The organism is Variovorax sp. 05N34, assembly GCF_056397405.1.
Genome location: NZ_JBFTNI010000005.1, coordinates 160,842 through 182,138, shown reverse-complemented (window position 1 = coordinate 182,138; position 21,297 = coordinate 160,842). Strand labels below are relative to the sequence as shown.

The following is a 21,297-nucleotide window of genomic DNA, read 5'->3' as shown; positions in this document are numbered from 1 at the left end:
GGTCCGCTCAACCTTCTTGCATCACCACCACCATCCAGGAAACGCCGAACCGGTCCGCCACCATGCCGAAGGCCGGGGAGAAGAAGGTCTTGCCAAGTGGCATCTGCACTTGGCCGCCATCTCCCAGTGCGGAGAACAAGCGATTGGCTTGCGCCTCGTCGTCCACGATCAGCGACAGCGAGACCCCTTGGAACACTGGCTTGCCGGTGTTATTGCCGTCTGACGCCATGAGCGTTGTCTTGCCGATCGTGAAGCTTGAGTGCATCACCTTCTCCGCCGAACCGGGCGGGCACATCTCTGCAGCATTGGGTTCCGGCATCTCCTTGAAGCGCATCAGCGAGGTGATCTGCGCGCCTACCGCCTTGCGATAGAACTCGAGCGCTTCTTCGCAGCGGCCATCAAACATCAGATAGGGCTGAACTTGCATGAGGTTCTCCTGTGGGTGAATGCACGGGTGGGCGATTGGAGGCGGGATGCGGATGCACCCGCAGCGACGTGACTTGCTTTGTGTACAACGTCCACAAGACAATAGCAAACACAATGAACGCTGTCCACATGAAACGCTCGATGACCCCATCTGCTGCCCTGGCTCCTGCCCCACGCAGTACTTATCGGCACGGAGATCTTCGGCGTGCGCTTCTCGACGCGGGCATCGAACTCGCGCGTGCGGGCGGCCCGGAAGCGGTGGTGTTGCGCGAGGCGACGCGCCGCGCAGGCGTGGCCCCCAATGCGGCGTATCGGCACTTCGCAAACCGGCAAGCCCTGCTGCAAGCGGTACGGGCTGCGGCCCTGTCCGCGGTGGCGCGCGCGATGGAGGCTGAATTTGCGACCCTCCCGCCTGCGCAGGATGCTGCGGAATTCGCTCGTGCGAGCCTTCGCGCCGTCGGCACCGGCTATCTGCGCTTCGCGCAGGCGGAGACCGGCTTGTTCCGAATGGCCTTTGCAACGCCTGTCGATGTGAATGACCAGCCCTCCGAAGCCAAGAGCGGCCAAAGCGGCTTGAATCCATTCGAACTCCTTGGCGCCGCGCTGGACCGCTTGGTTGCCGCCGGCGCAATGGCGCCCGAGAGCCGGCCGGGCGCGGAATTCCTGGCTTGGTCGGCCGTGCACGGATTCGCGCTGCTCGTCATCGATGGACCTCTGAGAGGCATGCCGCCGGGCCAAGCCGAGGCGCTGGGCCGGCGGGTTGTAGATATGGTTGAAAAGGGGCTGTAGCGTCGCGCCAACTGACGACCTGTTCACTTCTCCAGTGAGAGTCGCCAAGCGCGCGGAGCGAACTCACTGAGCAGTCTTGGTGAAGCTGGGTGAAAAATTTGCCCTTAGCCAGCACAAAGAAAACCCGAGCAGCAACCAGGCAATTGCCGCTCCAACGACAAAGGGCGCAGATCGGCTCTGAGCATTTATAAGCCACGCCCCGAGGGCTGGCCCACTCACCACAACCAGCATCTGCAAGCTGCGCGCGGATGTGCTAATCCGCCCGAGCATTGGCAAGGGACATGTATTCTGCAAATTAACTCCATTGCCGATCAGGAACAACTCGTAGCCGAGGCCGTTGAGGAGCCAGATCAATACAAAGACAGATATCGTTGCCGAGTCCATGTAAAAGGTCGACACGACAGCAGCGCCAGTTACTGCAATAGTAAACGCCGCGATACCGCTTTGCATCAGCGCCACTGGGGCCGCCCTCGAAAAGACAAAGCGAACCAATATCGCACCGATCACAGCGCCCGCACCTGTGGCAGACACTACGATCGAAAAGGCGCGAGCATCAAAGCCGGAACCGGAAAGAAAACGAGCCAGGTGAGGATCGTAAACTGCCAGTGCCAACGACATGCCAACCCCCAGCGCGATGGTGACAATCAAATCGCGAGGAAGAAAGAAAAACTGACGAAACCCCATTGCATTACCTTTTGGGCCCCGCTCTTTGGATTCCGGCGAGCTCCAGTCAAGACTCGCGCTGCTCAACAGCTTCGGTAATAGTATTGCGCCGACTATCGTCATGCATGCAGAGAAAATAAAAATCATCTGTGATGCAAAAATCATCGTAAGCACGCCCGCAACGAGCGGCGTAATGATCTTGGCGCCCTGATCGAACACGCTAAGGCCGCTGTAATATTTGACGCGATCGGCGCTTCCTACAACGCGGTTGGTGACGATAGCCGCTGCCGGCCAGTAGCAAACATTCGCGAAGCCCTTGAGGAAAACCAGAACGGCAAAAAAGCCATAATTGGGCGCAAAGGCGATCGCACCCGTCAATATTGATCGCGTCAGGATGCCGACATAGATAACCTTTCGAGCGTCGACGCGATCTAAAAAGACGCCAATGAACGGCCCTAAAACCAAACTCGGAATACCGAAAAGAGCCGCAAGAAGCGCCATCTCCCCCGGGCTGGATTTCCACAGAAAAGCAGGGACAGAAAAAATCAGGAAAACGTCAGTCCATTGGGCGAGGCTTGCAAAAGCCTGTGCGGTCAAAAGGCGGCGGGCGCGAGGATTCGACGGGTGCGCCTCCCCTTTCACAAGGGGTCACGCGCAAGGGTTTCCAAAGCCTCGGCGTGCGGGGGGCTCAAACGTTCTTCAGGATGCATCGACTTAGCCCAGATATGGAGAGAGTGCGCCTGGATTCTTCTTAAGTGAATATGCATTCAAAGACCATCTTCAGGTTTGCTCGAGCGCGGAGTTTAGGGGCGCTTTTCGCCAGCCGCGCGCTTCAACGGCTGGCTCGTTGGGTCTGACGCACTCCGAGTTGTAACGGCGCAAGCGTTGTACTTCGAATGTCGCAACGCTACTGTGCAAACCTCCCGGGAGCGCGCGCAGATGGCACTGCTGATCCTGATGACACCCAAGGGCGAGACCACGCAGGTCCCCGTTGCCGAGCCCGTTCTGGCCATCGGTCGAGCCGAGCGCAACCATGTTGTGCTCGCATCCATGCGCGTGAGCCGGTTTCATGCGGCGCTAAGGACGGAGGGGCCGCTGATCACCATCCGCGATCTGGGCAGCAAGAACGGTACTTTCGTGAATGGAAGGCGTATCCATGTGCAACTTCTGGCGAACGGCGACAACATCGATATCGCCGGTTACTGGATGCGCTTCCTCGCGGTCGATCAAGAGTCGGTTGCCGACGAGGCCATGCGGCTGATGAGTGAACGGGGACCGTTGATGTGATTCGCCCCCAGGCTTGCGCACTTCGTGTCGCCGCCTTCCCCCTGCCGGGGGCAACACCGGCGGGCCGGCTTAGCCGGTTCCGCGGTGTTTCTGGAACTGGCGCGCCCGTTTTGGGGCGGCTTTATCGGGTGTGGTGGGTGGGGGCCAGCTCGTAGACGCGGGTGGGGAGTCCTTCCATGCGGGCTTTGAGTTGCAGGGCAAGGAACTGGGAATAGTGGCGCGACTGGTGGAGGTTGCCGCCGTGGATCCAGAGTTGCGGGACTTGGGTGGGCTTCCACATGTTGCGGAGTTCGCCTTCCCACGGGCCGGGGTCCTTGGCAGTGTCGGAGCCGAGGCCCCAGACTTTGCCGACCTTGTCGGCGATCTCGGGCGAGATCAGGTCGGCGAGCCAGCCATTCATGGAACCGTAGCCAGTTGCGTAAACGATGAGGTCCGCCGGCAGTTCGGTGCCGTCGCTGAGCGTGACGGAGCGCGGATTGATGCGCTCGATGGTGACGCCGCTTCTGAGCTTGATGCTGCCGTTGGCGACGAGCTCGGATGCGCCGACGTCGATGTAGTAGCCGGAACCGCGCCGCAGGTACTTCATGAAAAGGCCGGAGCCGTCGGGGCCGAAGTCCAGCATGAAGCCGGCCTTTTCAAGGCGCGCGTACAGGTCCGCATCCCGCTTCTTCATCTCTTCGTAGATCGGCACCTGCATCGGCGCCAGGATCTTGTAGGGGATGGACGCGAAGATCAGATCGGCCTTGTCGGTAGTGACACCAGCCTTCAGGGCGGCCTCTGAATACAGGGCGCCGAGCCCCAGTTCCATCAGCGAATCGGATGGCGCGATATGCGTCGAACTGCGCTGGATCATCGTGACGTCGGCGCCGTTTTCCCACAGCGCGGCGCAGATGTCGTGCGCCGAGTTGTTCGACCCGAGCACCACGCACTTCTTGCCGCGCCAGGCTTCAGGGCCCGGATGAGCGCTGGAGTGGTGCTGTTCGCCCTCGAAGGTTTCCGCGCCGGGGATCTTCGGCACGTTGGGATAGCCCGATACGCCGAGCGCGAACACCAGTTGCTTGGGTCGCAACGTGATTTCCTTGCCGTCGCGCTCGACCGTCACTTCCCACTCGTTCTTCTCTTCGTCGAAGCGCGCCTTCTTTGCCGTCGTGGAGCTCCAGTAGTTGAGCTCCATCACCTTGGTGTACATCTCGAGCCAGTCGCCGATCTTGTCCTTCGGCGAGAAGACCGGCCAGTGCTCCGGAAATGGCAGATACGGCAGATGGTCATACCAGACCGGGTCGTGCAGGCACAGGCTCTTGTAGCGCTTGCGCCAGGAATCGCCGGGCCGCGCGTTCTTCTCGACGATGATGGTCGGCACACCCATGCGCCGCAGGCGCGCGCCGAGCGCGATGCCGCCCTGGCCGCCGCCGATGATCACGACATATGGCTGCTCCGAATAGCCGAGGGTCTTCGATTCTTCGTCGCGCCGCTCCTGCCAGTTTTTGCGCTGCGGATTCGCCCCATGCTCGGCACCCTTGATGCGGCGCTCGCCCTTGGGCTCCTCGAAGCCCTTGAGCTCGGTCATGGTCGTCAGCAGCGTCCAGGCCTTGCCATTGCGCAATCGCAGATGGCCGCGCCCGCGCGCCACAGCGGTCTCGAAGGTGAACCACGCGTCGACCACACCGTCGGCCTCTGTCGCGTCGCCTTCGACGGCGAAGCCCACGGGCTTCGTGTCGGCCAGTCGCGCCTTCAGCATCTGGCGGATGGCCTCGGCGCCTTCTTGCGTGCGAATGTTCCAGGTGAAAGCGACGAGATCGCGCCAGTACGAATCAGGCTCGAACAGCGCCACCGCGGCGTCGATGTCCTGTTTTTCGAGCGCGGAGCTGAAATCGGCCAGCCAGGCGCCGGCGATCTGTGTCGGGTGAGTGGACAGATCCGTCATCGCTTTGTCTCCTTCGATCCGGCCCCCGCGTGCAGGCCGGCGGCAACCGTACCCCCATCGGCGCCTGTCGTCAAACGCCGATCACTCGCCTTGGACTTGCGCCGGTTCGGTGATCGTGCCAGTCTGGAGGCGGTGCCTTGATATCCGCCTCGCAGACCTGATCTGACTCCGTTCGGTGATCCACGACTTCCACCCCGCCGTCGCCAACTGGTTTCGCGCGACATTCCCCGCCCCGACGGACGCCCAGTCCGCTGCATGGCCGGCGATCGCCGCAGGCCGCCACACGCTGATCGCGGCACCCACAGGCTCGGGGAAGACGCTGACGGCTTTTCTCGCGGCACTCGATGCGCTTGTGCGGCAGGGTCTCGATGCCGGGGGGCTGGTCGACGAAACGGTCGTGCTCTATGTTTCGCCGCTCAAGGCACTATCCAACGACATCGGCCTCAACCTGAAAGCGCCACTCGCCGGCATCCGCCGCGAGCTCTCCAACCTCGGGTTGCCGGACGTCGAGATTCGCACCGCGGTCCGTACGGGCGACACGCCTGCTAAGGAGCGTCAGGAGAGCCTCCGCAAGCCCCCGCACATCCTGGTCAGCACGCCCGAGTCGCTGTACGTGCTGCTGGGATCGGCATCGGGCCGCAAGATGCTGTCGACCGTTCGCACGGTGATCGTCGATGAGATCCATGCGGTGGTCTCCAGCAAGCGCGGCAGCCACCTGGCGCTGTCGCTCGAACGGCTGCAGGCGATCTGCGAACGCCCGCTGACGCGCATCGGCGTCTCGGCGACGCAGAAGCCGATCGACGAGATTGCGCGCTTTCTCGTCGGTGCGGGCGCGGTGAAGGACGGCGTGGCAGATTGCGAGATCGTCGACATCGGCTATGCCAAGCAGCGCGATCTGGCGCTGGAACTCCCGCCTACTCCGCTTGCAGCGGTGATGTCGAACGAGCAATGGGAGCAGGTCTATGCGCGGGTCGCGGCGCTGGTCCATGCGCATCGCACGACGCTGGTCTTCGTCAACACGCGCCGCATGGCCGAACGCGCAGCGCGGCACCTCGGGGAGATTCTGGGCAAGGAAGTGGTGGCCGCGCACCATGGCAGCCTGTCGAAGGAAACGCGCCTGGACGCCGAACAGCGCCTGAAGCGCGGCGACCTGAAGGTGCTGGTCGCCACGGCCTCGCTAGAGCTCGGCCTGGACATCGGCGATGTCGATCTCGTCTGCCAACTGGGTTCGCCGCGATCCATCGCCACCTTCCTTCAGCGCGCAGGGCGCTCAGGCCATGCGGTGGGCGGTGTGCCGAAGGCGCGGCTCTTTCCGCAATCGTGCGATGAACTGGTCGAATGCGCGGCGCTGCTGGACTGCGTGCGCCGCGGCGAACTGGACGCGCTGCACGTGCTGCCGGCGCCCCTCGATGTCCTGGCACAGCAAATCGTCGCCGAGACCGCGAGCCGCGAATGGGACGAAGACGAACTCTTCGCGCTCGTCCGTCGCGCGTGGCCCTATGCACAGTTGACGCGTGAGGCCTATGTGTCGGTGGTCCGCATGCTGGCGGAAGGCTTCACCACACGGCAGGGGCATCGCGCGAGCTATGTGCATCGCGATGCCGTTCATCATCGCCTGCGGCAGCGCAAGGGTGCACGCCTGACTGCGCTGACGTCCGGCGGAACCATTCCGGAGACGGGCGACTACACGGTGATGCTGGAACCGCAGGCGCACAAGATCGGCACGGTCAATGAGGACTTCGCGGTCGAGAGCCTGGCGGGCGACGTCTTCCAGCTTGGCAACGCGAGCTATCGAATCCTGCGCGTCGAACCCGGCCGGATCCGGGTCGAGGATGCACATGGTGCCGCGCCGAATATCCCGTTCTGGCTGGGCGAAGCGCCGGGGCGGACGGATGAGCTCTCATTCGGTGTGTCGCGGCTGCGCGGCGAAATCGCCGAGGTGCTCGCGGCGCGCGGCGTCGATGCGGCCCAGGAGTGGCTCGTTCGCACGACAGGCATCGATGCCGCCTCTGCGCGACAGATCGTCGACTACCTTGCGCGCGCTGAACGGGCGCTGGGCGCATTGCCGACGCAGGAGCGCATCGTGATGGAGCGCTTCTTCGACGAATCCGGTGGCATGCAGCTGGTGATTCACTCGCCTCACGGAAGCCGAATCAACCGCGCCTGGGGACTTGCGCTGCGCAAGCGCTTCTGCCGCAAGTTCAATTTCGAATTGCAGGCCGCAGCGACCGAGGATGGCATCGTGCTGTCGCTGGCGACCAGCCACAGCTTTGCGCTGGATGAGGTTGCGCGTTATCTGCATTCGGCATCGGCACTCGACGTCCTGGTGCAGGCGCTGCTGGATGCGCCGCTCTTTGGCGCGCGCTGGCGGTGGAATGCCACCACGGCGCTAGCGCTGCCGCGCTTCGTCGGCGGGCGCAAGGTGGCGCCGCAGTTGCAACGCATGAAGTCGGAGGATCTTCTTGCCTCCGTGTTTCCGGACCAACTGGCCTGCGCCGAAAACCTCGCCGGTGCGCGAGAGATCCCGGACCATCCGCTGGTCGCGCAGACCCTGCAGGACTGCCTCTATGACGCGATGGATGCCGAGGGCTGGCTCCGGTTGCTTAGTCGTATGGAATCGGGCGAAGTCGAAGTGGTGGCGCGCGATCTTCCCGCGCCCTCGCCGCTTGCCGCTGAGGCGCTGAATGCGCGGCCCTACGCATTCCTCGATGACGCCCCCATCGAGGAACGCCGCACGCAGGCTGTGCAGAGTCGCCGCTATGTCGATCCCGAAAGCGCGGACGATATGGGTCAGCTCGATCACGACGCCATCGACAGTGTTCGTGAAGAAGCCTGGCCCACTGTGCGTGGCATCGACGAGATGCATGAGGCGTTGAGCGGCCTGGGCATTGCGACAGACGCGGAAGCATCGGCGAACGCCGAGTGGCCGACTTGGCTGCAAGCACTCGCGCAAGTCGGACGCGCCACGCGGTTGGTGCCTGCAGGCGCGCAATCCGGCGCGGGTCTGTGGGTCGTGGCGGAGCGTCTTGCGCAGGTCGGGGTGCTGTACCCCAATGCCGCGCTGCACCCGGCGATCGAGTCGCCCGCCGAGTACGCGCACGCGCACGGCAGTTCCGAAGAGGCGTTGCGCGAGTTGCTGCGTTCGCGCCTGACGGCGCTCGGACCGATGCATGCTGACGATTTGGCAGCGCAGTTGCAATTGCCGCGCGGCGCCGTCGATGCAGCCCTGTCTGCCTTGGAGGCCGAAGGCTACGTGCTCCAAGGCCGGTTCACGCCCGGGGCCGAATCGATCGAGTGGTGCGAGCGGCATCTGCTCGCGCGCATCCATCGCTACACCTTGAAGCGTTTGCGGCGCGAGATCGAACCTGTCGAACCGCGGGACTTCGCGCGCTTCCTCTTTGAATGGCAGCACGTCGGTCCCGCCAGCCGCGTCAGCGGGCCCGACGCATTGGCGGGCATCCTGACGCAGCTCGAAGGCTACGAGGCGCCGGCGGCCAGTTGGGAGGCCGAGCTGCTGCCGGCGCGGGTCAAGGACTACGCGGCTGCATGGCTCGACGACCTGTGCACTTCCGGGCGCACGCTGTGGACGCGACTGCGTCCGCCCGCCGCGGATGGCCGGCCCGGTGGCGGCGGCGCATCGCTGCGGGCAACCCCCGTGCTGTTGCTGCCGCGCAAGACGGCTTCTCTTTGGGCGGGCCTTGCACCGGCGCCAGTCGACGATGCGGCGCTGGGCTCGCGCGCGCAGCGGGTGGCGGCGTTCCTCGCCGAGCGCGGCGCGTCCTTCTTCGATGAAATCGTCCAAGGCACGCATCTGCTGGGCACGGAACTCGAAGACGCATTGAGCGAACTGGTCGTACGCGGTCGCGCGCATTGCGACAGCTTTGCGGGGTTGCGCGCGTTGCTCATACCGCCATCCAAGCGCTCGTCGACGCATGCGCGCCGTCGCCGCCGCACGTCGCTGTTCGGCATCGAGGACGCAGGTCGATGGTCGCTGGTGCGGCAACGCGCGGCGGACTCTGGTGGCGCGGCCGCCTCCACATCGCCGGACGCCATCGAGCAGGTCGCGCGCATCCTGTTGCGCCGCTACGGGGTGGTGTGCTGGCGCGTGCTGGAGCGCGAAGCGTCGTGGCTTCCGCCGTGGCGTGATCTCGTGCGCTGCTATCGCCGCCTCGAAGCGCGCGGAGAGATTCGCGGAGGCCGTTTCATCGCCGGCGTTGCCGGAGAACAATTCGCGCTGCCCGAGGCCATCGGCCTGATGCGGCAAGTGCGGCGCCAGCCGCTGGACGGGGCACTGGTTTGCCTCGCCGCGATCGATCCTGCCAATCTGCTCGGCACGGTCTTGCCAGGGCCGAAGGTGCCGCGCGTCTCGGGCGCGCGCGTGGCTTTCCGGGACGGAGTTCCCTTGGGCACCAATGTGGCTGGCCAGGTCGAGCTGCTGACTACGTTGACATCGTCGGAAGCTCAAGCCGTGACGCGCGCGCTGACGTCCGATATTTCCTTGCGGTTCCTTGAGATGGCAGCGCAGGCTGCTTGACTATGATCCCATCAGCCCAGCGATCGGAGTCTTTCCATGAGCATCCCTACCACCCGCCTTGGCCGCACCGGCCTGACTGTGTCGCGCCTCGCGCTCGGCACCATGACTTTCGGCCTGCAGACCGACGAAGCCGTGTCGCACCGCATCCTCGACCATGCGACGGAAGGCGGCATCAATTTTCTTGATACGGCCGATGTGTACCCGCTCGGCGGCGATGTCGAAACCACCGGGCGCACCGAAGAAATCATCGGCCGCTGGCTGCACGCAAAGGGTGCCGGCGGACGCAGCCGATTCATCATCGCGACCAAAGCCTGCGGCAAGGTCGGGCCGAACAGCTGGGACCAAGGCGCATCGCGCAAGCACCTGCTCGATGCCATCGATGCATCGCTCAAGCGCCTGCAAACGGATCATGTTGACCTTTACCAATTGCACTCGGACGACCGCGAGACGCCGATCGACGAAAGCCTGGAGGCGCTGGACGTGATCGTGCGCTCGGGCCGAGCACGCTACATCGGGGTTTCCAACTTCCTGGCATACCGGCTTGCCCGAGCCATCGGACGCAGTGAACTGCACAAGCTCACGAAGCTGGTGTCGGTGCAACCGCGCTACAGCTTGCTGTTCCGCGAAATCGAGCGCGAACTGCTCCCGCTGGCGGGCGAGGAAGGCTTGGGCGTGATCCCGTACAACCCATTGGCAGGCGGCCTGCTGACGGGCAAGTACAAGTCCGGCGCCAAACCGGAAGACAACACGCGCTTCACGCTCGGAACCGCCGGCTCGATGTACCAGGATCGCTACTGGAACGAGCGCAGCTTTGCCACGGTTGCGCAATTGCACAAGCTGGCCGATGAAGCCGGCGTACCGCTCGCGACCCTGGCCGTGTCATGGGTGATGGCCAATCCGCTGATCACCGCGCCGCTGCTGGGCGCCAGCCGACCAGAACAACTGGATGCGACGCTTGCCGCCGCGGACTACAAGCTGGATGCGGACCTGAAGAAGCGCCTGGACGACCTGACAGCCGAGTACCGCAAGGGCGACGCTCCCCGTTGACTCGCGCCCGCGGCCAACGGTATTCAGGCCGTCTTGGCAGGGGCTGCTTTGACCGCTTCCTGCCGGCGGGCGTAGCGTTGTGCCAGCACAGCGCAGACCATCAGTTGCATCTGGTGGAAAAGCATCAGCGGCAGCACGATGGCGCCGACTGCATGTGAGGCGAAGAGCACCTTCGCCATCGGAATGCCGCTCGCAAGGCTCTTCTTGGAGCCGCAGAACACGATCGTGATTTCGTCGGCCTTGTCGAAGCCGAGGCTGCGGGCCGCCCAAGTGGTGATGCAGAGCGCCAGGGCCAACAACACGGCGCAGACGACCAGCAGTCCTGCCAGCGCGCTCATCGGCACTTGCTTCCACAGGCCCTCGATCACGGCCGCACTGAACGCGGTGTAGACGACCAGAAGGATGGAGCCGCGGTCGACCAGCGTGAGCACTGATGCACGATGCTTGATCCAGGCGCCGATCCATGGCCGCAGCAGGTGCCCGGCGACGAAAGGCACCATCAGTTGCAGCAGGATGCGCCCGATGGCGTCTAGCGAAGCGCCGGAGCCGTTGTGAGGCACGACGATCAGGTTGACCAGGATCGGTGTCACGAAGACCCCGAGCAGCGTCGATGCCGATGCGCTGCAAACGGCGGCCGGGATGTTGCCGCGCGCCATCGAGGTAAAGGCGATTGCCGACTGCACGGTGGCGGGCAGCACGCAAAGAAAGAGCACGCCCGTGTAGAGCTCCGGGGTGACCAGCGGCGTCAGCACCGGCTGGAGTGCCAGTCCCAGCAACGGAAACATGACGAAGGTGGCTGCGAACACCAGCACGTGCAGGCGCCAGTGCGTGATGCCTCCGAGGATCGCTTCGCGCGAGAGCTTGGCGCCGTGCAAAAAGAACAGCAGCCCGATCGCGACGGTAGTGAGCCGTTCGAAGAAATGCGCCGCCCCCCCGCTGGCGGGCCAAAGGCTGGCGAGCGTGACGACGGCGACCAGCGCCAGGGTGAAGTTGTCGGGGAGGTAGCGTGAACGTGCCATGGGGCGAGATTGGACGCTTTCCACATTCAAAAGTGAAATGGATTTATTTGATAGATATATGATTGCACCGCATGAATGTCACGCTTCGACAGCTCCGCGTTTTCCAGGCGGTTGCCGAGGGGCGCAACTTCAGCCGTGCGGGCGATCAGGTCGGGCTCACGCAACCGGCGGTCAGCCGCTCCATCGTTGAGCTCGAGGCGCAGCTCGGCCTGAAGCTGCTCGATCGCACCACGCGCGAGGTCGTGCTGACCGAAGCCGGCCAGTCCTTGGCGCTGCGGCTCGATCGGGTGCTCGATGAGCTCGACCAGACACTGGCGGAAGTGCATGGCATGGCCGGTGCCAGACGCGGAAAGGTCAGGGTCGCGAGCAGTCCGACGTTGTCCGCGAACCTAATGCCGGCTTGCATCGCCGAGTGCGCGCGGCGCGATCCCGACATTGAACTCGTTTTGCTCGACCGAATTCAGCAGGACGTGCTCGACAGCGTGCGCGCCGGCGAGGTCGACTTCGGCGTAGTGGTCGAGCCGACGGCGGCGGACGACCTGCATTGCGAGGCGATTCTCGAAGACCCCTTCTGCCTCGTCATGCCCCCGACCCACCGCCTTTCGGCGAAGACGTCGGTGCGCTGGTTGATGCTCGAAGGCGAGCCGCTTGTGTTGCTCGACCATGCCTCAGGCAGCCGGCGCCTGATCGATCAGGCCCTCGCCTCGCATGGCGTGCGCTGCGATGTCCGGCAGCAGGTGGGTCATCCCACCACGGCTTTCCGGATGGTCGAGCAGGGAATCGGCATCAGCGTGATGCCGGCGCTCGCGATGCCGCCCAAGGGGTTGCGGACGCTGGCCGTGCGGCCGCTGCTGCCCAAGGTGAAGCGCGCGATCATGCTCGTGCACCGCCGGAATCGAGCGCCAGCCCCGCTGGCTCAGCGCGTGTGGGCGTTGATCCGTGAGATGGCCTTGCAGCGAGGGAATTGAGGGCGCTGAAGGCGCTCAGCTCTCCGCGCGGTCCAGCGGCCGTTCTTCCCGGCCGCCGGGGTGCCGCGCAAAGCGCGAAGGGTCGCGCCCATGCACCGGCGCGTCGTCAGGCCACGGCCAACCGCCGAACTGCGTGCGGCGATAGTCCGACATCGCCTGCGCGATTTCGGCCTGCGTGTTCATGACGAACGGGCCGTACTGCGCGACAGGCTCGCCGATAGGCCTGCCCTGCAGCACCAGGAATTCGCTCGGCGCGTCGCCGTTGAGCAGATCCACGGCAGCATCAGCGCGCAGTTCGATGGCCGCATGGCTGTCGACGTTCTGACCGGCGATCGACACCGAGCGGCCCTTGAAAAAGTAGAGACTGCGGCGCGTGCCTTCACCCGCCGCTGCCGGCAGTGTCCAGCGCGCGCCGGGCTCCATGCGGATCGTCCAGATGGCGAGATCAGCCTCCGGCTTCGATGCCCACGAGTCCGGCGGAGGCGCGAGCGGGCTGCCCTCGCCGGGTTGCCCGGCGACGGGACCGATCCGCCCCGCGATGCTGGCGATCTCAGTCTTCAGGCCATCGGCGTCAGTTGCCGTGAAGCTGGGAATCTCCTCGGACCAGAACATCGTGAAGTGCGGCTCGGCCATCTTGCTGGCAGCGGGCAGGTTGAGCCAGATCTGGAACAGCTCCAACGGGTTGGGTGCGGTCGTGTCTAGCAGGGGGAACATCTCCGAATGCACGATGCCCTTGCCTGCGGCAAGCCATTGCACGTCGCCGCCGCCGAAGCGGGCCGTTGCGCCGAGCGAATCCGAATGATCGATCAGGCCCTTGCGCACGATCGTCACGGTTTCGAAGCCGCGGTGTGGATGTCCCGGGAAGCCGGGAACCGTCGTGCCGTGATACATGCTCCAGCCGTCCTTGCGGCTGAAGTCCTGCCCCAGGTTGCGGCCGGCCAACACAGTGTCGGGGCCCATCTGCGCATTCGCGCGCGGATAGGCATCGTCGTGATAGACGCAGAAGAGGAACGGGTCGATCGTCTCCCACGGAAACCCGAGGGCTTTGATCTGGACGATGGGGCTGGCAGTGGTCATGGCGCTCGATTCCTTTGAGTTCCCCGGTCGATGCGACTCGGGCGATCAGCGGAATATGAGGCCATTGGGCCGCTGCAGAAGGCCGGCGCGCGCAACGCAGTCGAGCGACGAGCGCAACAGTGGCCCGGTCGGCCCTGTCAGTGAACCATCATCATGTTGATGGAATGCGCCGCGGCAAGCAGTGCCACGGCAACCGCCGCGGAGGCGGCATGCTGCAGGATGAGTGCTGCGGACAACGGCTTTGCGCTCTTGAGGGTCTTCAGACGTTTGCTTCTTCGGGAGGGGAATGGCATGGCGCCGAATGTGCCTCAGCAAGCCTGAATGCCTGCTGACGCGAGAAGCCACCGCTTGCCCTGATTCGCGTATCGTGCTGCGATGGACGTCGTTCGCGAGATTGCAACCTTCAACAAGGGCCGCGACCCGGAGCGCTTGCAGCTGAAGTACGCCAGGATGCGCGAGAGTCCATTCGTTTTCCTGCGCGGAACCTGCCATCTGTTCTACGAACGGCTTTCTCCCGCTGGCGTGCTGCGCTCGGCGCCACTGACGTGGGTCTGCGGCGATCTGCACCTGGAGAACTTCGGCAGCTTCAAGGGCGACAACCGCCTCGTCTATTTCGACATCAACGATTTCGACGAGGCCGCGTTGGCGCCGGCGAGCTGGGACCTCGTCCGGTTTCTGACGAGTCTGCAGGTCGGCGCCGAAAGCATTTCGGTCCGGCCCGGTAAAGCGCACAAGCTCTGCGAGACCTTCATCCAGGCCTATGCGACTGCGCTCTGCGCGGGCAAAGCCTATTGGGTGGAGCGCGACACCGCGCAGGGCCTGGTGCGAGTGCTGCTCGACGCGCTCCGGGAGAGACAGCGTTCAGCGTTTCTGGCGAGCCGCACGGACCTCAACGGCCATCGACGGTTGTTGCGAACGGACGGCAAGAAGGCACTCGCTGCGTCAGACCAGCAACGCGCCCTCGTGATCGGCGTCGTCGATGAATACGCCGCACTTCAGGCAAATCCCAAGTTTTACGAAGTGCTGGACGTGGCACGGCGAATCGCGGGCACCGGCAGTCTCGGCGTCGACCGCTACGTCATTCTGGTGGCGGGCAAGGGTTCGCCCGACGGCAACTACGTGCTGGATCTGAAAGAGGCGCTTCCATCGTCGCTGGTGCCGCAGCTGAAGGTGCCGCAACCCAAATGGCAGTCCGAAGCCCATCGGGTCGTCGCATTGCAGCGCCGCCTGCAGGCTGTGTCCATGGCCTTCCTGCAGCCCGTGATGCTGGGCGGCTCGCCTTATGTCTTGCGCGCCCTTCAGCCGGCCGAGGATCGGGTGATGTTGGGCGGCAGGTCCGCGCGAGACGCGAGCGATCTTGAAGGCGTCATCGCCGTGATGGGAAAGCTGGTGGCGTGGGCGCAGTTGCGAAGCGCCGGGCGCCAGGGTTCGGCCATCGCCGACGAGCTGATCGACTTCGGCCAGCGCAGCAAGTGGAAAGCTCGTGTGCTCGATGCATCCATCGAATGCGCCGCGCAGGTTCAACAGGACTGGTCGACCTACTCCGCGGCCTACGAGCGGGGCGTCTTCTCGGCCTGATAGCGTCGCCGCGGCTTTTGGCTCTGTTGTGGCGTTTCAGTGATGGTGCCCGTGCTCGCCATGCGCATGACGATGCGTGATCTCTTCTTCGGTCGCCGCGCGAACATCGGTCACCGTCAGGCTGAACTTGAGCGACTTGCCTGCGAGCGGGTGATTGCCATCGAGGATCACCTGCGGCCCCTTGATCTTCATCACGCTGAAGACCTGGGGCTCGCCCTTGTCGTTGCGCCCTTCGAGTTGGCCCCCCACCTTCACGCCGGGCGGGAACTCGCTTTTGGGAATGGTTCGCACCAATGATTCATCACGCGCTCCGAAAGCATCGTCGGGCTGCAGGTTGAGCGTGGCCTGGAAGCCGGGCTCTTTGCCTTCCAGCGCAGCTTCGATCTTCGGGAAGGTGTTGTCGTAGCCACCATGCAGATAGACCATGGGCTCGCGACCTTCGTCCACGAGTTTCTGGGTGGCGGCATCGGAGACTTTGTAGCGAAGGGTGACGACGGTGTTGGCTGTGACTTTCATTGGACGGTCTTGCGGAGTGTGTGCGGAATGCGTGTACTGGGCCGGGATCGGCCTCCGGATAGATCCGGAGTCTACGATTTCACCCCCGCACCCGCACCCGCACCCCAACTCCGCAGCCGCACTACAACGCCCCGATGCTGCCCGTGATCGGCAGGACGATTCCCGTGATGTAGCTTGCGCAAGACGGCGCAGCGAGGAACACATAGGCCGGAGCCAGCTCTTCAGGCTGGGCTGGGCGCTTCATGTCGGTGTTCTTGCCGAAATCCTTGACCTGATCGGCCGAGCTGTCCGCAGGATTCAGCGGTGTCCACACCGGGCCCGGCGCCACCGCGTTGACGCGAATGCCCTTGTCCAGCAGGTTGCTCGCCAATGATTTGGTGAATGCGTGGATGGCGCCCTTGGTCGTCGAGTAGTCGATCAAGTGCGCGCTTCCCTCGAAGCCGGTCACGGATCCGGTGTTGATGATCGAACCCCCTTTGGGCAGGTGCGGAACCGCCGCGCGTGCCATCTGGAAATAGCCGAACACGTTCGTGCGCAAGGTGAGGTCCAGGCGCTCGTCCGTGATGTCTTCGATCGAGGATGCGTGGAGCTGGAACGCCGCATTGTTGACGAGGATGTCGAGCTTGCCGAAGGCCTCCAGCGTTTGCTTGACCGCCTGCTCGCAGAACTGTGGATCGCGGACGTCGCCAGGAATCAACACGCAGTGGCGGCCTTCGGCTTCGACGCAGCGGCGCGTCTCGTCGGCGTCGACCTGCTCGTCCTTCAGGTAGACGATGGCCACGTCCGCGCCCTCCCGCGCATAGAGCAACGCCACCGCGCGGCCAATGCCCGAGTCGCCGCCGGTGACCAGTGCGACCATTCCGTTGAGCTTGCCGCTGCCGAGATAGCCGCTCGCCTTGAATCGCGGCTGAAGGTCCATCTCTGCCTCCAGGCCGGGCTTGTCGAGGTGTTGGGCGGGCATGGGGTTCTCGGGCTCTGGCACATGGCCGGCTTGCACCGGCCCTTTGCCTTCCGAGGCGGATTCGGTCGCGCGGTCCTTGGCGTCCTGCTCGCGCTGCACTTTGCGGTGCTGGACGGCGACGTCGCCGTTGTCGGCGTCCGAATTCGAGGGGTCCTGGTTCGAGGTCATGGATGAGTGCTCCTGCAAAGAATGGCCTCAACGTAGGGACGCCTGGAGGCCCGCCTTGTCATCCAAGACCGCGTCCCCTGCGCAGAAGTCGACGACGTCCCACAGCACGCCAGGGCGGGCACCTATTCGCGCCGGGAAGACCTCACGCCAATGTCGGCGGCTGCGACTCTCGGAATCCTCGATCCTCATGAGCACCCCATCCAATCTTGCGACCGCCGACCTGGCGCCGACCGGCAAGCGCTGGTGGTCCAAGCTCGGCCCCGGGCTGATCACGGGCGCAGCGGACGACGATCCCAGCGGCATCGCCACCTTCTCGCAGGCTGGCGCGCAGTTCGGCTACGGCCTCGGCTGGACCTTGCTGATCACGTTTCCGCTGATGATGGGGATCCAGCTTGCAAGCGCGCGCATCGGGCGCGTCACTGGCAAGAACCTGACCGAGACATTCGCGCGCTTCTGTCCGCGCTGGATGGTCGCCTCGCTGGTGTTGCTGCTGCTGACCGCCAATGTGATCAATCTGGGCGCCGACCTGAGCGCCATGGGCACCTCGGCCGCAATGGTCCTGCACGGGCCGGCGGCCTGGTACGCGGGGGGCTTTGCGGTCCTGTCGCTGCTGCTTCAGGTCTTCATGACCTACGACCGCTATGTGCGTGTGCTCAAGTGGCTCACGTTGTCGCTCTTCGCGTATGTGGGCGTCGTGTTCGTGGTCGACGTGGACTGGGGTGCTGCGATGAGAGGCGTTTTCGCACCCTCCTTCCACTGGGGCCGCGAGTACGTGACGACCGTCGTCGCCATTCTCGGGACCAGCATCAGCCCTTACCTCTTCTTCTGGCAAGCCTCGCAGGAAGTGCAGGACATCAAGCGCGTCCCGGCAGATCAGCCGCTGCGCGTTGCCCCGGAGCAGGCGCGGCGTCAATTGCGGCGCCTGCGTATCGACACCGCCGTGGGCATGGGCTTCTCGAACCTCATTGCATTCTTCGTGATCACGGCGGCGGCCGCGACTTTGCATGCGACCGGCCAGACGCAGATCGAATCCACTGCGCAGGCCGCCGCTGCGCTGCGCCCGGTGGCCGGCGATGCCGCGTTCTTGCTGTTCGCCGTCGGCATCATCGGAACCGGAATGCTGGCGCTGCCCGTGCTCGCAGGCTCGGCGGCAGAAGCCGTGGCGAGCTATTTCCACGTGCGCAAAGGCCTGGACCTGACGCTGGCGCAAGGCCGCAGCTTCTACGGCATCCTCGCCGCGGCCATGGCCGTCGGCGTTGCGTTCAGCCTATCCGGCGTCAACCCGATCTCCGCGCTCTACTGGGCCGCGGTAATCAACGCCGTCATCTCCGTGCCTGTGATGGCGGCCGTGATGATCGCGGCTTCGAGTCCCAAGGTGATGAGCGAGATGGTGCTGCCGCGAAAATGGAAGGTGCTCGGGTGGCTCGCCACGGGGGCGATGGCGGCGGCTTCGGTGGCGCTGGCCGTGGTTTCGATCTGGTGACCGGCGCGACCGCCCTTTCGCTCCAGGCTATCGGCCGAAGGCGATGAGACTCCAGACAATCAGCGCGAGCTGGCCGACATTGATCAGGATGGCCGTGATGTGAGTCCGGCGAAAGCCCGGGATGGCATCCATGTAGTTCGACTCGATCTCCGCGCCGAGTGAGTCCATCCTGGGAATGACCTTCTTGCGCAAGACCATGGCAAGCAATGCCAGCGCTGCTGCACCCAAGGCAACGCCGAAGCGGCCCGCGAGCGCATAGCTGACGGCCGTTGCGGCGGCACTCACGAAGGCCGCCACGTAGTAGATATTGAAGAACCCGCGCACGAAACGGGCATCGAGCGGACTGTCGTGCTTCAGGATCAGGAGCGGGATGGAGCCCATGATGAAGTAGGCCGTGGTCACGAGCAGTGCCACGGTGAAGCCCAGGGCGGCAAACATGGCGGCGGACATCTTTGTTTCCTTGGGCTGGTGGAATTCGCTTGGCCTTTCCGAGTTTGTCTTATCTCCGGCGCCGCTAACATGTGTATGTTCATCCAGTGCTTCGTCCGCCCCATTCATCAGCCTCATGGCCGCCGTATTCGATTCACCGCCAGCGTTCACAGTGTCCGTGAAAACGCTCTGCGCGTTCGCGGCGAAGGCTGGCGATCTCGATCTGCGCTTCGTGCCGGCGCCGAGCGCGCAGGAGGGACAGGCCGGCCATCGCTTGGTGCAGGGGCGTCGCGGCCCCAGCTATGAAAGCGAGATTGCGCTCGCATCGCACCACGATCGGCTGCAGGTGCGCGGACGCGCCGATGGCTACGACCCTCATCGCGCACGGGTCGAAGAGATCAAGACTTTCCGCGGAGACTTCGCAGCCGTCAAGGCCAACCATCGCGCGCTGCACTGGGCACAGGCCCGAACCTACGCCTGGATGCTTTGCGAGCGCGATGCGCTGGAGCGAATGGAAGTTGCGCTCGTCTATCTCGACCTCGGCACGGAAGAGGAAGTCGTGCTCGAAGAGACGTGCACGCGCGAAGCCCTGCGCGATCACTTCGAGATGCTCTGCGGCAGTTTCATCACGTGGGCCCAGCAGGAGGCGGATCATCGGGCGCAACTCGACAAGGCGCTGGGCGCGCTGAACTTTCCGCACGGCGAATTTCGTGCCGGACAACGCGATCTGGCACAGGCCGTCTATCGCGCTGCCGCCGGCGGGCGCTGTCTTCTCGCGCAGGCACCCACGGGCATCGGCAAGACCGTCGCCACCCTCTTCCCATTGCTCAAGGCACGGCCTGCGCAGAAGCTGGACAAGATCTACTTCCTCACCGCAAAGACCTCCGGCCGCTCCGTCGCGCTGAATGCCCTGCGTACGCTGGATGGCGATCGAGCCGCGCTGCGCGTGCTCGAACTCACAGCGCGCGAGAAGGCCTGCGAGTACCCGGGGCGGGCCTGCAATGGCGAAGCCTGCCCACTGGCGCGCGGCTTCTACGACCGGCTCCCAGCGGCGCGCAGCGAGGCAGCACGCGCCGCGTGGCTCGACCGGCCGACGCTGCGACGCATTGCCCTGGCGCACGAGGTTTGCCCTTATTTCCTCGCGCAGGAACTGGCGCGCTGGAGCGACGTGATCGTCGGCGACTACAACTATTACTTCGACGGCAACGCCTTCCTCTTTGGGCTGATGAAGGAGGAAGACTGGCGCGTCGCGCTGCTGGTGGACGAGGCGCACAACCTGCTGGACCGTGGGCGCGGCATGTATTCCGCGCAGCTTGAAGCAGCGGCAATGGATGCCGTGCGTGGCAAGGCACCGCCATTGATCAAGAAGGCGCTCGGGCAGCTGCACCGCGAATGGCAGTTGCTGCAAAGAGACCAGAGCGCAGCCTATGAGCCACGCGACGAGATACCGGAACGATTCACGCGTGCGCTGCAGGATGCGGTCGGCACGATCGCCGAGCATTTCACGGCACGGCCGGATGATGCGAACGGGCCGCTGCAGGAGTGCTTCTTCGACCTCCTCCGCTTCGCCCGCTTGGCCGATTCCTTCGGCAAGCATTCGGTGTTCGAATGCACCCTCGCCGACGACGGTACGCGAAGCCTTGTCATCCGCAACCTCGTGCCGGCGCCTTTCCTGGCGAGTCGCTTCGCGGACTGCGATTCGGCGGTGTGCTTCTCGGGCACCCTGGCGCCGTTCGCCTTCTACCGCGACACGCTCGGCCTTCCCGACGACACGGCGACACTGGACGTGGGTTCGCCTTTTCGCAGCGAACAACTGAAGGTGCGCGTGGCGATGGACGTATCGACACGATTCCGGGATCGCGACCGTTCACTGGCGGCGCTCACCGACGTCATCGCCGGCCAGTTTGCCGAGCAACCGGGCAACTATCTCGCGTTCTTCAGCAGCTTCGACTATCTGGCGGCCGCATCGGCGGCTTTTGGAGAGCGCCACCCCGGAATTTCTGCGTGGGCGCAGTCGCGCGGCATGCGAGAAGCCGACCGCGATGCCTTCTTGGCCCGCTTCGCAGCGGGCGGGCGAGGCGTCGGTTTCGCGGTGCTTGGAGGTGCGTTCGGCGAGGGCATCGACCTGCCGGGCGATCGGCTCGTGGGTGCCTTTGTCGCAAGCCTTGGCCTGCCGCAGCACAACGAACCGAATGAAGTCATGCGCGAGCGGCTGGACACGCTCTTCGGCGATGGCTACGAATACACCTATGTCTACCCCGGCCTGCAAAAGGTCGTGCAGGCGGCGGGCCGGGTCATCCGAACCGAGACCGACGCCGGCGTGCTCTACCTGCTCGACGACCGTTTCGCGCGCCCCGAGATCCGGCAACTGCTGCCGGCATGGTGGCATGTGCAGCCGATGTTCGCTGCCAGGCGTTGAAGCGCGATC

The 21,297-nt window shown here is 64.5% G+C and carries 17 protein-coding genes; 8 read left to right on the top strand and 9 right to left on the bottom strand.

Going from position 1 to position 21,297, the window contains the following annotated elements:
• Positions 1 to 7 precede the first annotated feature (7 nt).
• Positions 8 to 427: a VOC family protein gene (locus AC1DMA_RS15515; protein ID WP_478144759.1), complete on the bottom strand. Its 420-nt coding sequence runs from the start codon at positions 425 to 427 to the stop codon at positions 8 to 10.
• A gap of 140 nt (positions 428 to 567) precedes the next feature.
• Here AC1DMA_RS15515 and AC1DMA_RS15510 point away from each other — a divergent pair, with 140 nt between their 5' ends.
• Positions 568 to 1,215 (top strand): TetR/AcrR family transcriptional regulator, encoded by a 648-nt coding sequence (locus AC1DMA_RS15510; protein WP_478144758.1) that lies wholly within the window; start codon positions 568 to 570, stop codon positions 1,213 to 1,215.
• A 63-nt stretch (positions 1,216 to 1,278) separates the two neighbouring features.
• Here AC1DMA_RS15510 and AC1DMA_RS15505 read toward each other — a convergent pair whose 3' ends face one another.
• Entirely contained in the window at positions 1,279 to 2,475 is a 1,197-nt protein-coding gene (locus AC1DMA_RS15505) for an MFS transporter (protein ID WP_478144757.1), read from the bottom strand.
• 342 nt (positions 2,476 to 2,817) lie between these two features.
• On the opposite strand from AC1DMA_RS15505, the gene AC1DMA_RS15500 reads away from it, so the two are divergent.
• Positions 2,818 to 3,165, top strand: coding sequence for an FHA domain-containing protein (locus AC1DMA_RS15500; protein WP_478127533.1), 348 nt, complete (start codon positions 2,818 to 2,820; stop codon positions 3,163 to 3,165).
• Between the two features lie 121 nt (positions 3,166 to 3,286).
• On the opposite strand, the gene AC1DMA_RS15495 is transcribed toward AC1DMA_RS15500, so the two are convergent.
• The gene (locus AC1DMA_RS15495; protein WP_478144756.1) at positions 3,287 to 5,089 is read right to left on the bottom strand and encodes an NAD(P)/FAD-dependent oxidoreductase; all 1,803 of its coding nucleotides are present in this window, start codon (positions 5,087 to 5,089) and stop codon (positions 3,287 to 3,289) included.
• A gap of 175 nt (positions 5,090 to 5,264) precedes the next feature.
• Between AC1DMA_RS15495 and AC1DMA_RS15490 the strand changes: the two genes are divergently transcribed.
• On the top strand, positions 5,265 to 9,623 hold the full coding sequence (locus AC1DMA_RS15490; protein ID WP_478144755.1) for a DEAD/DEAH box helicase: 4,359 nt from the start codon (positions 5,265 to 5,267) through the stop codon (positions 9,621 to 9,623).
• Between the two features lie 36 nt (positions 9,624 to 9,659).
• Positions 9,660 to 10,670, top strand: a complete 1,011-nt coding sequence (locus AC1DMA_RS15485; RefSeq protein WP_478144754.1) for an aldo/keto reductase — start codon at positions 9,660 to 9,662, stop codon at positions 10,668 to 10,670.
• A gap of 23 nt (positions 10,671 to 10,693) precedes the next feature.
• Here the strand turns inward: AC1DMA_RS15485 and AC1DMA_RS15480 are convergent, their stop codons facing one another.
• Positions 10,694 to 11,689 (bottom strand): bile acid:sodium symporter family protein, encoded by a 996-nt coding sequence (locus tag AC1DMA_RS15480; RefSeq protein WP_478144753.1) that lies wholly within the window; start codon positions 11,687 to 11,689, stop codon positions 10,694 to 10,696.
• A gap of 71 nt (positions 11,690 to 11,760) precedes the next feature.
• Between AC1DMA_RS15480 and AC1DMA_RS15475 the strand changes: the two genes are divergently transcribed.
• Positions 11,761 to 12,657, top strand: a complete 897-nt coding sequence (locus tag AC1DMA_RS15475; protein ID WP_478144752.1) for a LysR family transcriptional regulator — start codon at positions 11,761 to 11,763, stop codon at positions 12,655 to 12,657.
• A gap of 15 nt (positions 12,658 to 12,672) precedes the next feature.
• Here AC1DMA_RS15475 and AC1DMA_RS15470 read toward each other — a convergent pair whose 3' ends face one another.
• Together AC1DMA_RS15470 and AC1DMA_RS15465 are read right to left on the bottom strand one after the other, a co-directional pair.
• Positions 12,673 to 13,734, bottom strand: a complete 1,062-nt coding sequence (locus AC1DMA_RS15470) for a pirin family protein (protein WP_478144751.1) — start codon at positions 13,732 to 13,734, stop codon at positions 12,673 to 12,675.
• A 137-nt stretch (positions 13,735 to 13,871) separates the two neighbouring features.
• Entirely contained in the window at positions 13,872 to 14,027 is a 156-nt protein-coding gene (locus tag AC1DMA_RS15465) for a hypothetical protein (protein ID WP_478127526.1), read from the bottom strand.
• 82 nt (positions 14,028 to 14,109) lie between these two features.
• Between AC1DMA_RS15465 and AC1DMA_RS15460 the strand changes: the two genes are divergently transcribed.
• Positions 14,110 to 15,312: a DUF2252 domain-containing protein gene (locus AC1DMA_RS15460; RefSeq protein ID WP_478144750.1), complete on the top strand. Its 1,203-nt coding sequence runs from the start codon at positions 14,110 to 14,112 to the stop codon at positions 15,310 to 15,312.
• Positions 15,313 to 15,348: 36 nt separating this feature from the next.
• Here AC1DMA_RS15460 and AC1DMA_RS15455 read toward each other — a convergent pair whose 3' ends face one another.
• A complete protein-coding gene (locus AC1DMA_RS15455; RefSeq protein WP_478127525.1) occupies positions 15,349 to 15,828 on the bottom strand; it encodes an FKBP-type peptidyl-prolyl cis-trans isomerase in 480 nt (159 codons plus the stop codon).
• 121 nt (positions 15,829 to 15,949) lie between these two features.
• Complete coding sequence (locus tag AC1DMA_RS15450) at positions 15,950 to 16,957, bottom strand: SDR family oxidoreductase (RefSeq protein WP_478144749.1); 1,008 nt, start codon at positions 16,955 to 16,957, stop codon at positions 15,950 to 15,952.
• A 187-nt stretch (positions 16,958 to 17,144) separates the two neighbouring features.
• On the opposite strand from AC1DMA_RS15450, the gene AC1DMA_RS15445 reads away from it, so the two are divergent.
• Entirely contained in the window at positions 17,145 to 18,440 is a 1,296-nt protein-coding gene (locus tag AC1DMA_RS15445) for an Nramp family divalent metal transporter (RefSeq protein WP_478127523.1), read from the top strand.
• 27 nt (positions 18,441 to 18,467) lie between these two features.
• Here AC1DMA_RS15445 and AC1DMA_RS15440 read toward each other — a convergent pair whose 3' ends face one another.
• Complete coding sequence (locus AC1DMA_RS15440) at positions 18,468 to 18,890, bottom strand: hypothetical protein (RefSeq protein ID WP_478127522.1); 423 nt, start codon at positions 18,888 to 18,890, stop codon at positions 18,468 to 18,470.
• Between the two features lie 115 nt (positions 18,891 to 19,005).
• Here AC1DMA_RS15440 and AC1DMA_RS15435 point away from each other — a divergent pair, with 115 nt between their 5' ends.
• Entirely contained in the window at positions 19,006 to 21,288 is a 2,283-nt protein-coding gene (locus AC1DMA_RS15435; RefSeq protein WP_478144748.1) for an ATP-dependent DNA helicase, read from the top strand.
• The last annotated feature ends 9 nt before the right edge of the window (positions 21,289 to 21,297 follow it).

Coding starts and splice junctions, on each gene's coding strand:
- AC1DMA_RS15470 (WP_478144751.1), bottom strand. CDS start 13,734: ATGACCACTGCCAGCCCCATCGTCCAGATCAAAGCCCTCGGGTTTCCG.
- AC1DMA_RS15465 (WP_478127526.1), bottom strand. CDS start 14,027: ATGCCATTCCCCTCCCGAAGAAGCAAACGTCTGAAGACCCTCAAGAGC.
- AC1DMA_RS15485 (WP_478144754.1), top strand. CDS start 9,660: ATGAGCATCCCTACCACCCGCCTTGGCCGCACCGGCCTGACTGTGTCG.
- AC1DMA_RS15435 (WP_478144748.1), top strand. CDS start 19,006: ATGGCCGCCGTATTCGATTCACCGCCAGCGTTCACAGTGTCCGTGAAA.
- AC1DMA_RS15480 (WP_478144753.1), bottom strand. CDS start 11,689: ATGGCACGTTCACGCTACCTCCCCGACAACTTCACCCTGGCGCTGGTC.
- AC1DMA_RS15455 (WP_478127525.1), bottom strand. CDS start 15,828: ATGAAAGTCACAGCCAACACCGTCGTCACCCTTCGCTACAAAGTCTCC.
- AC1DMA_RS15510 (WP_478144758.1), top strand. CDS start 568: ATGACCCCATCTGCTGCCCTGGCTCCTGCCCCACGCAGTACTTATCGG.
- AC1DMA_RS15450 (WP_478144749.1), bottom strand. CDS start 16,957: ATGACCTCGAACCAGGACCCCTCGAATTCGGACGCCGACAACGGCGAC.
- AC1DMA_RS15515 (WP_478144759.1), bottom strand. CDS start 427: ATGCAAGTTCAGCCCTATCTGATGTTTGATGGCCGCTGCGAAGAAGCG.
- AC1DMA_RS15495 (WP_478144756.1), bottom strand. CDS start 5,089: ATGACGGATCTGTCCACTCACCCGACACAGATCGCCGGCGCCTGGCTG.
- AC1DMA_RS15500 (WP_478127533.1), top strand. CDS start 2,818: ATGGCACTGCTGATCCTGATGACACCCAAGGGCGAGACCACGCAGGTC.
- AC1DMA_RS15440 (WP_478127522.1), bottom strand. CDS start 18,890: ATGTCCGCCGCCATGTTTGCCGCCCTGGGCTTCACCGTGGCACTGCTC.
- AC1DMA_RS15445 (WP_478127523.1), top strand. CDS start 17,145: ATGAGCACCCCATCCAATCTTGCGACCGCCGACCTGGCGCCGACCGGC.
- AC1DMA_RS15475 (WP_478144752.1), top strand. CDS start 11,761: ATGAATGTCACGCTTCGACAGCTCCGCGTTTTCCAGGCGGTTGCCGAG.
- AC1DMA_RS15460 (WP_478144750.1), top strand. CDS start 14,110: ATGGACGTCGTTCGCGAGATTGCAACCTTCAACAAGGGCCGCGACCCG.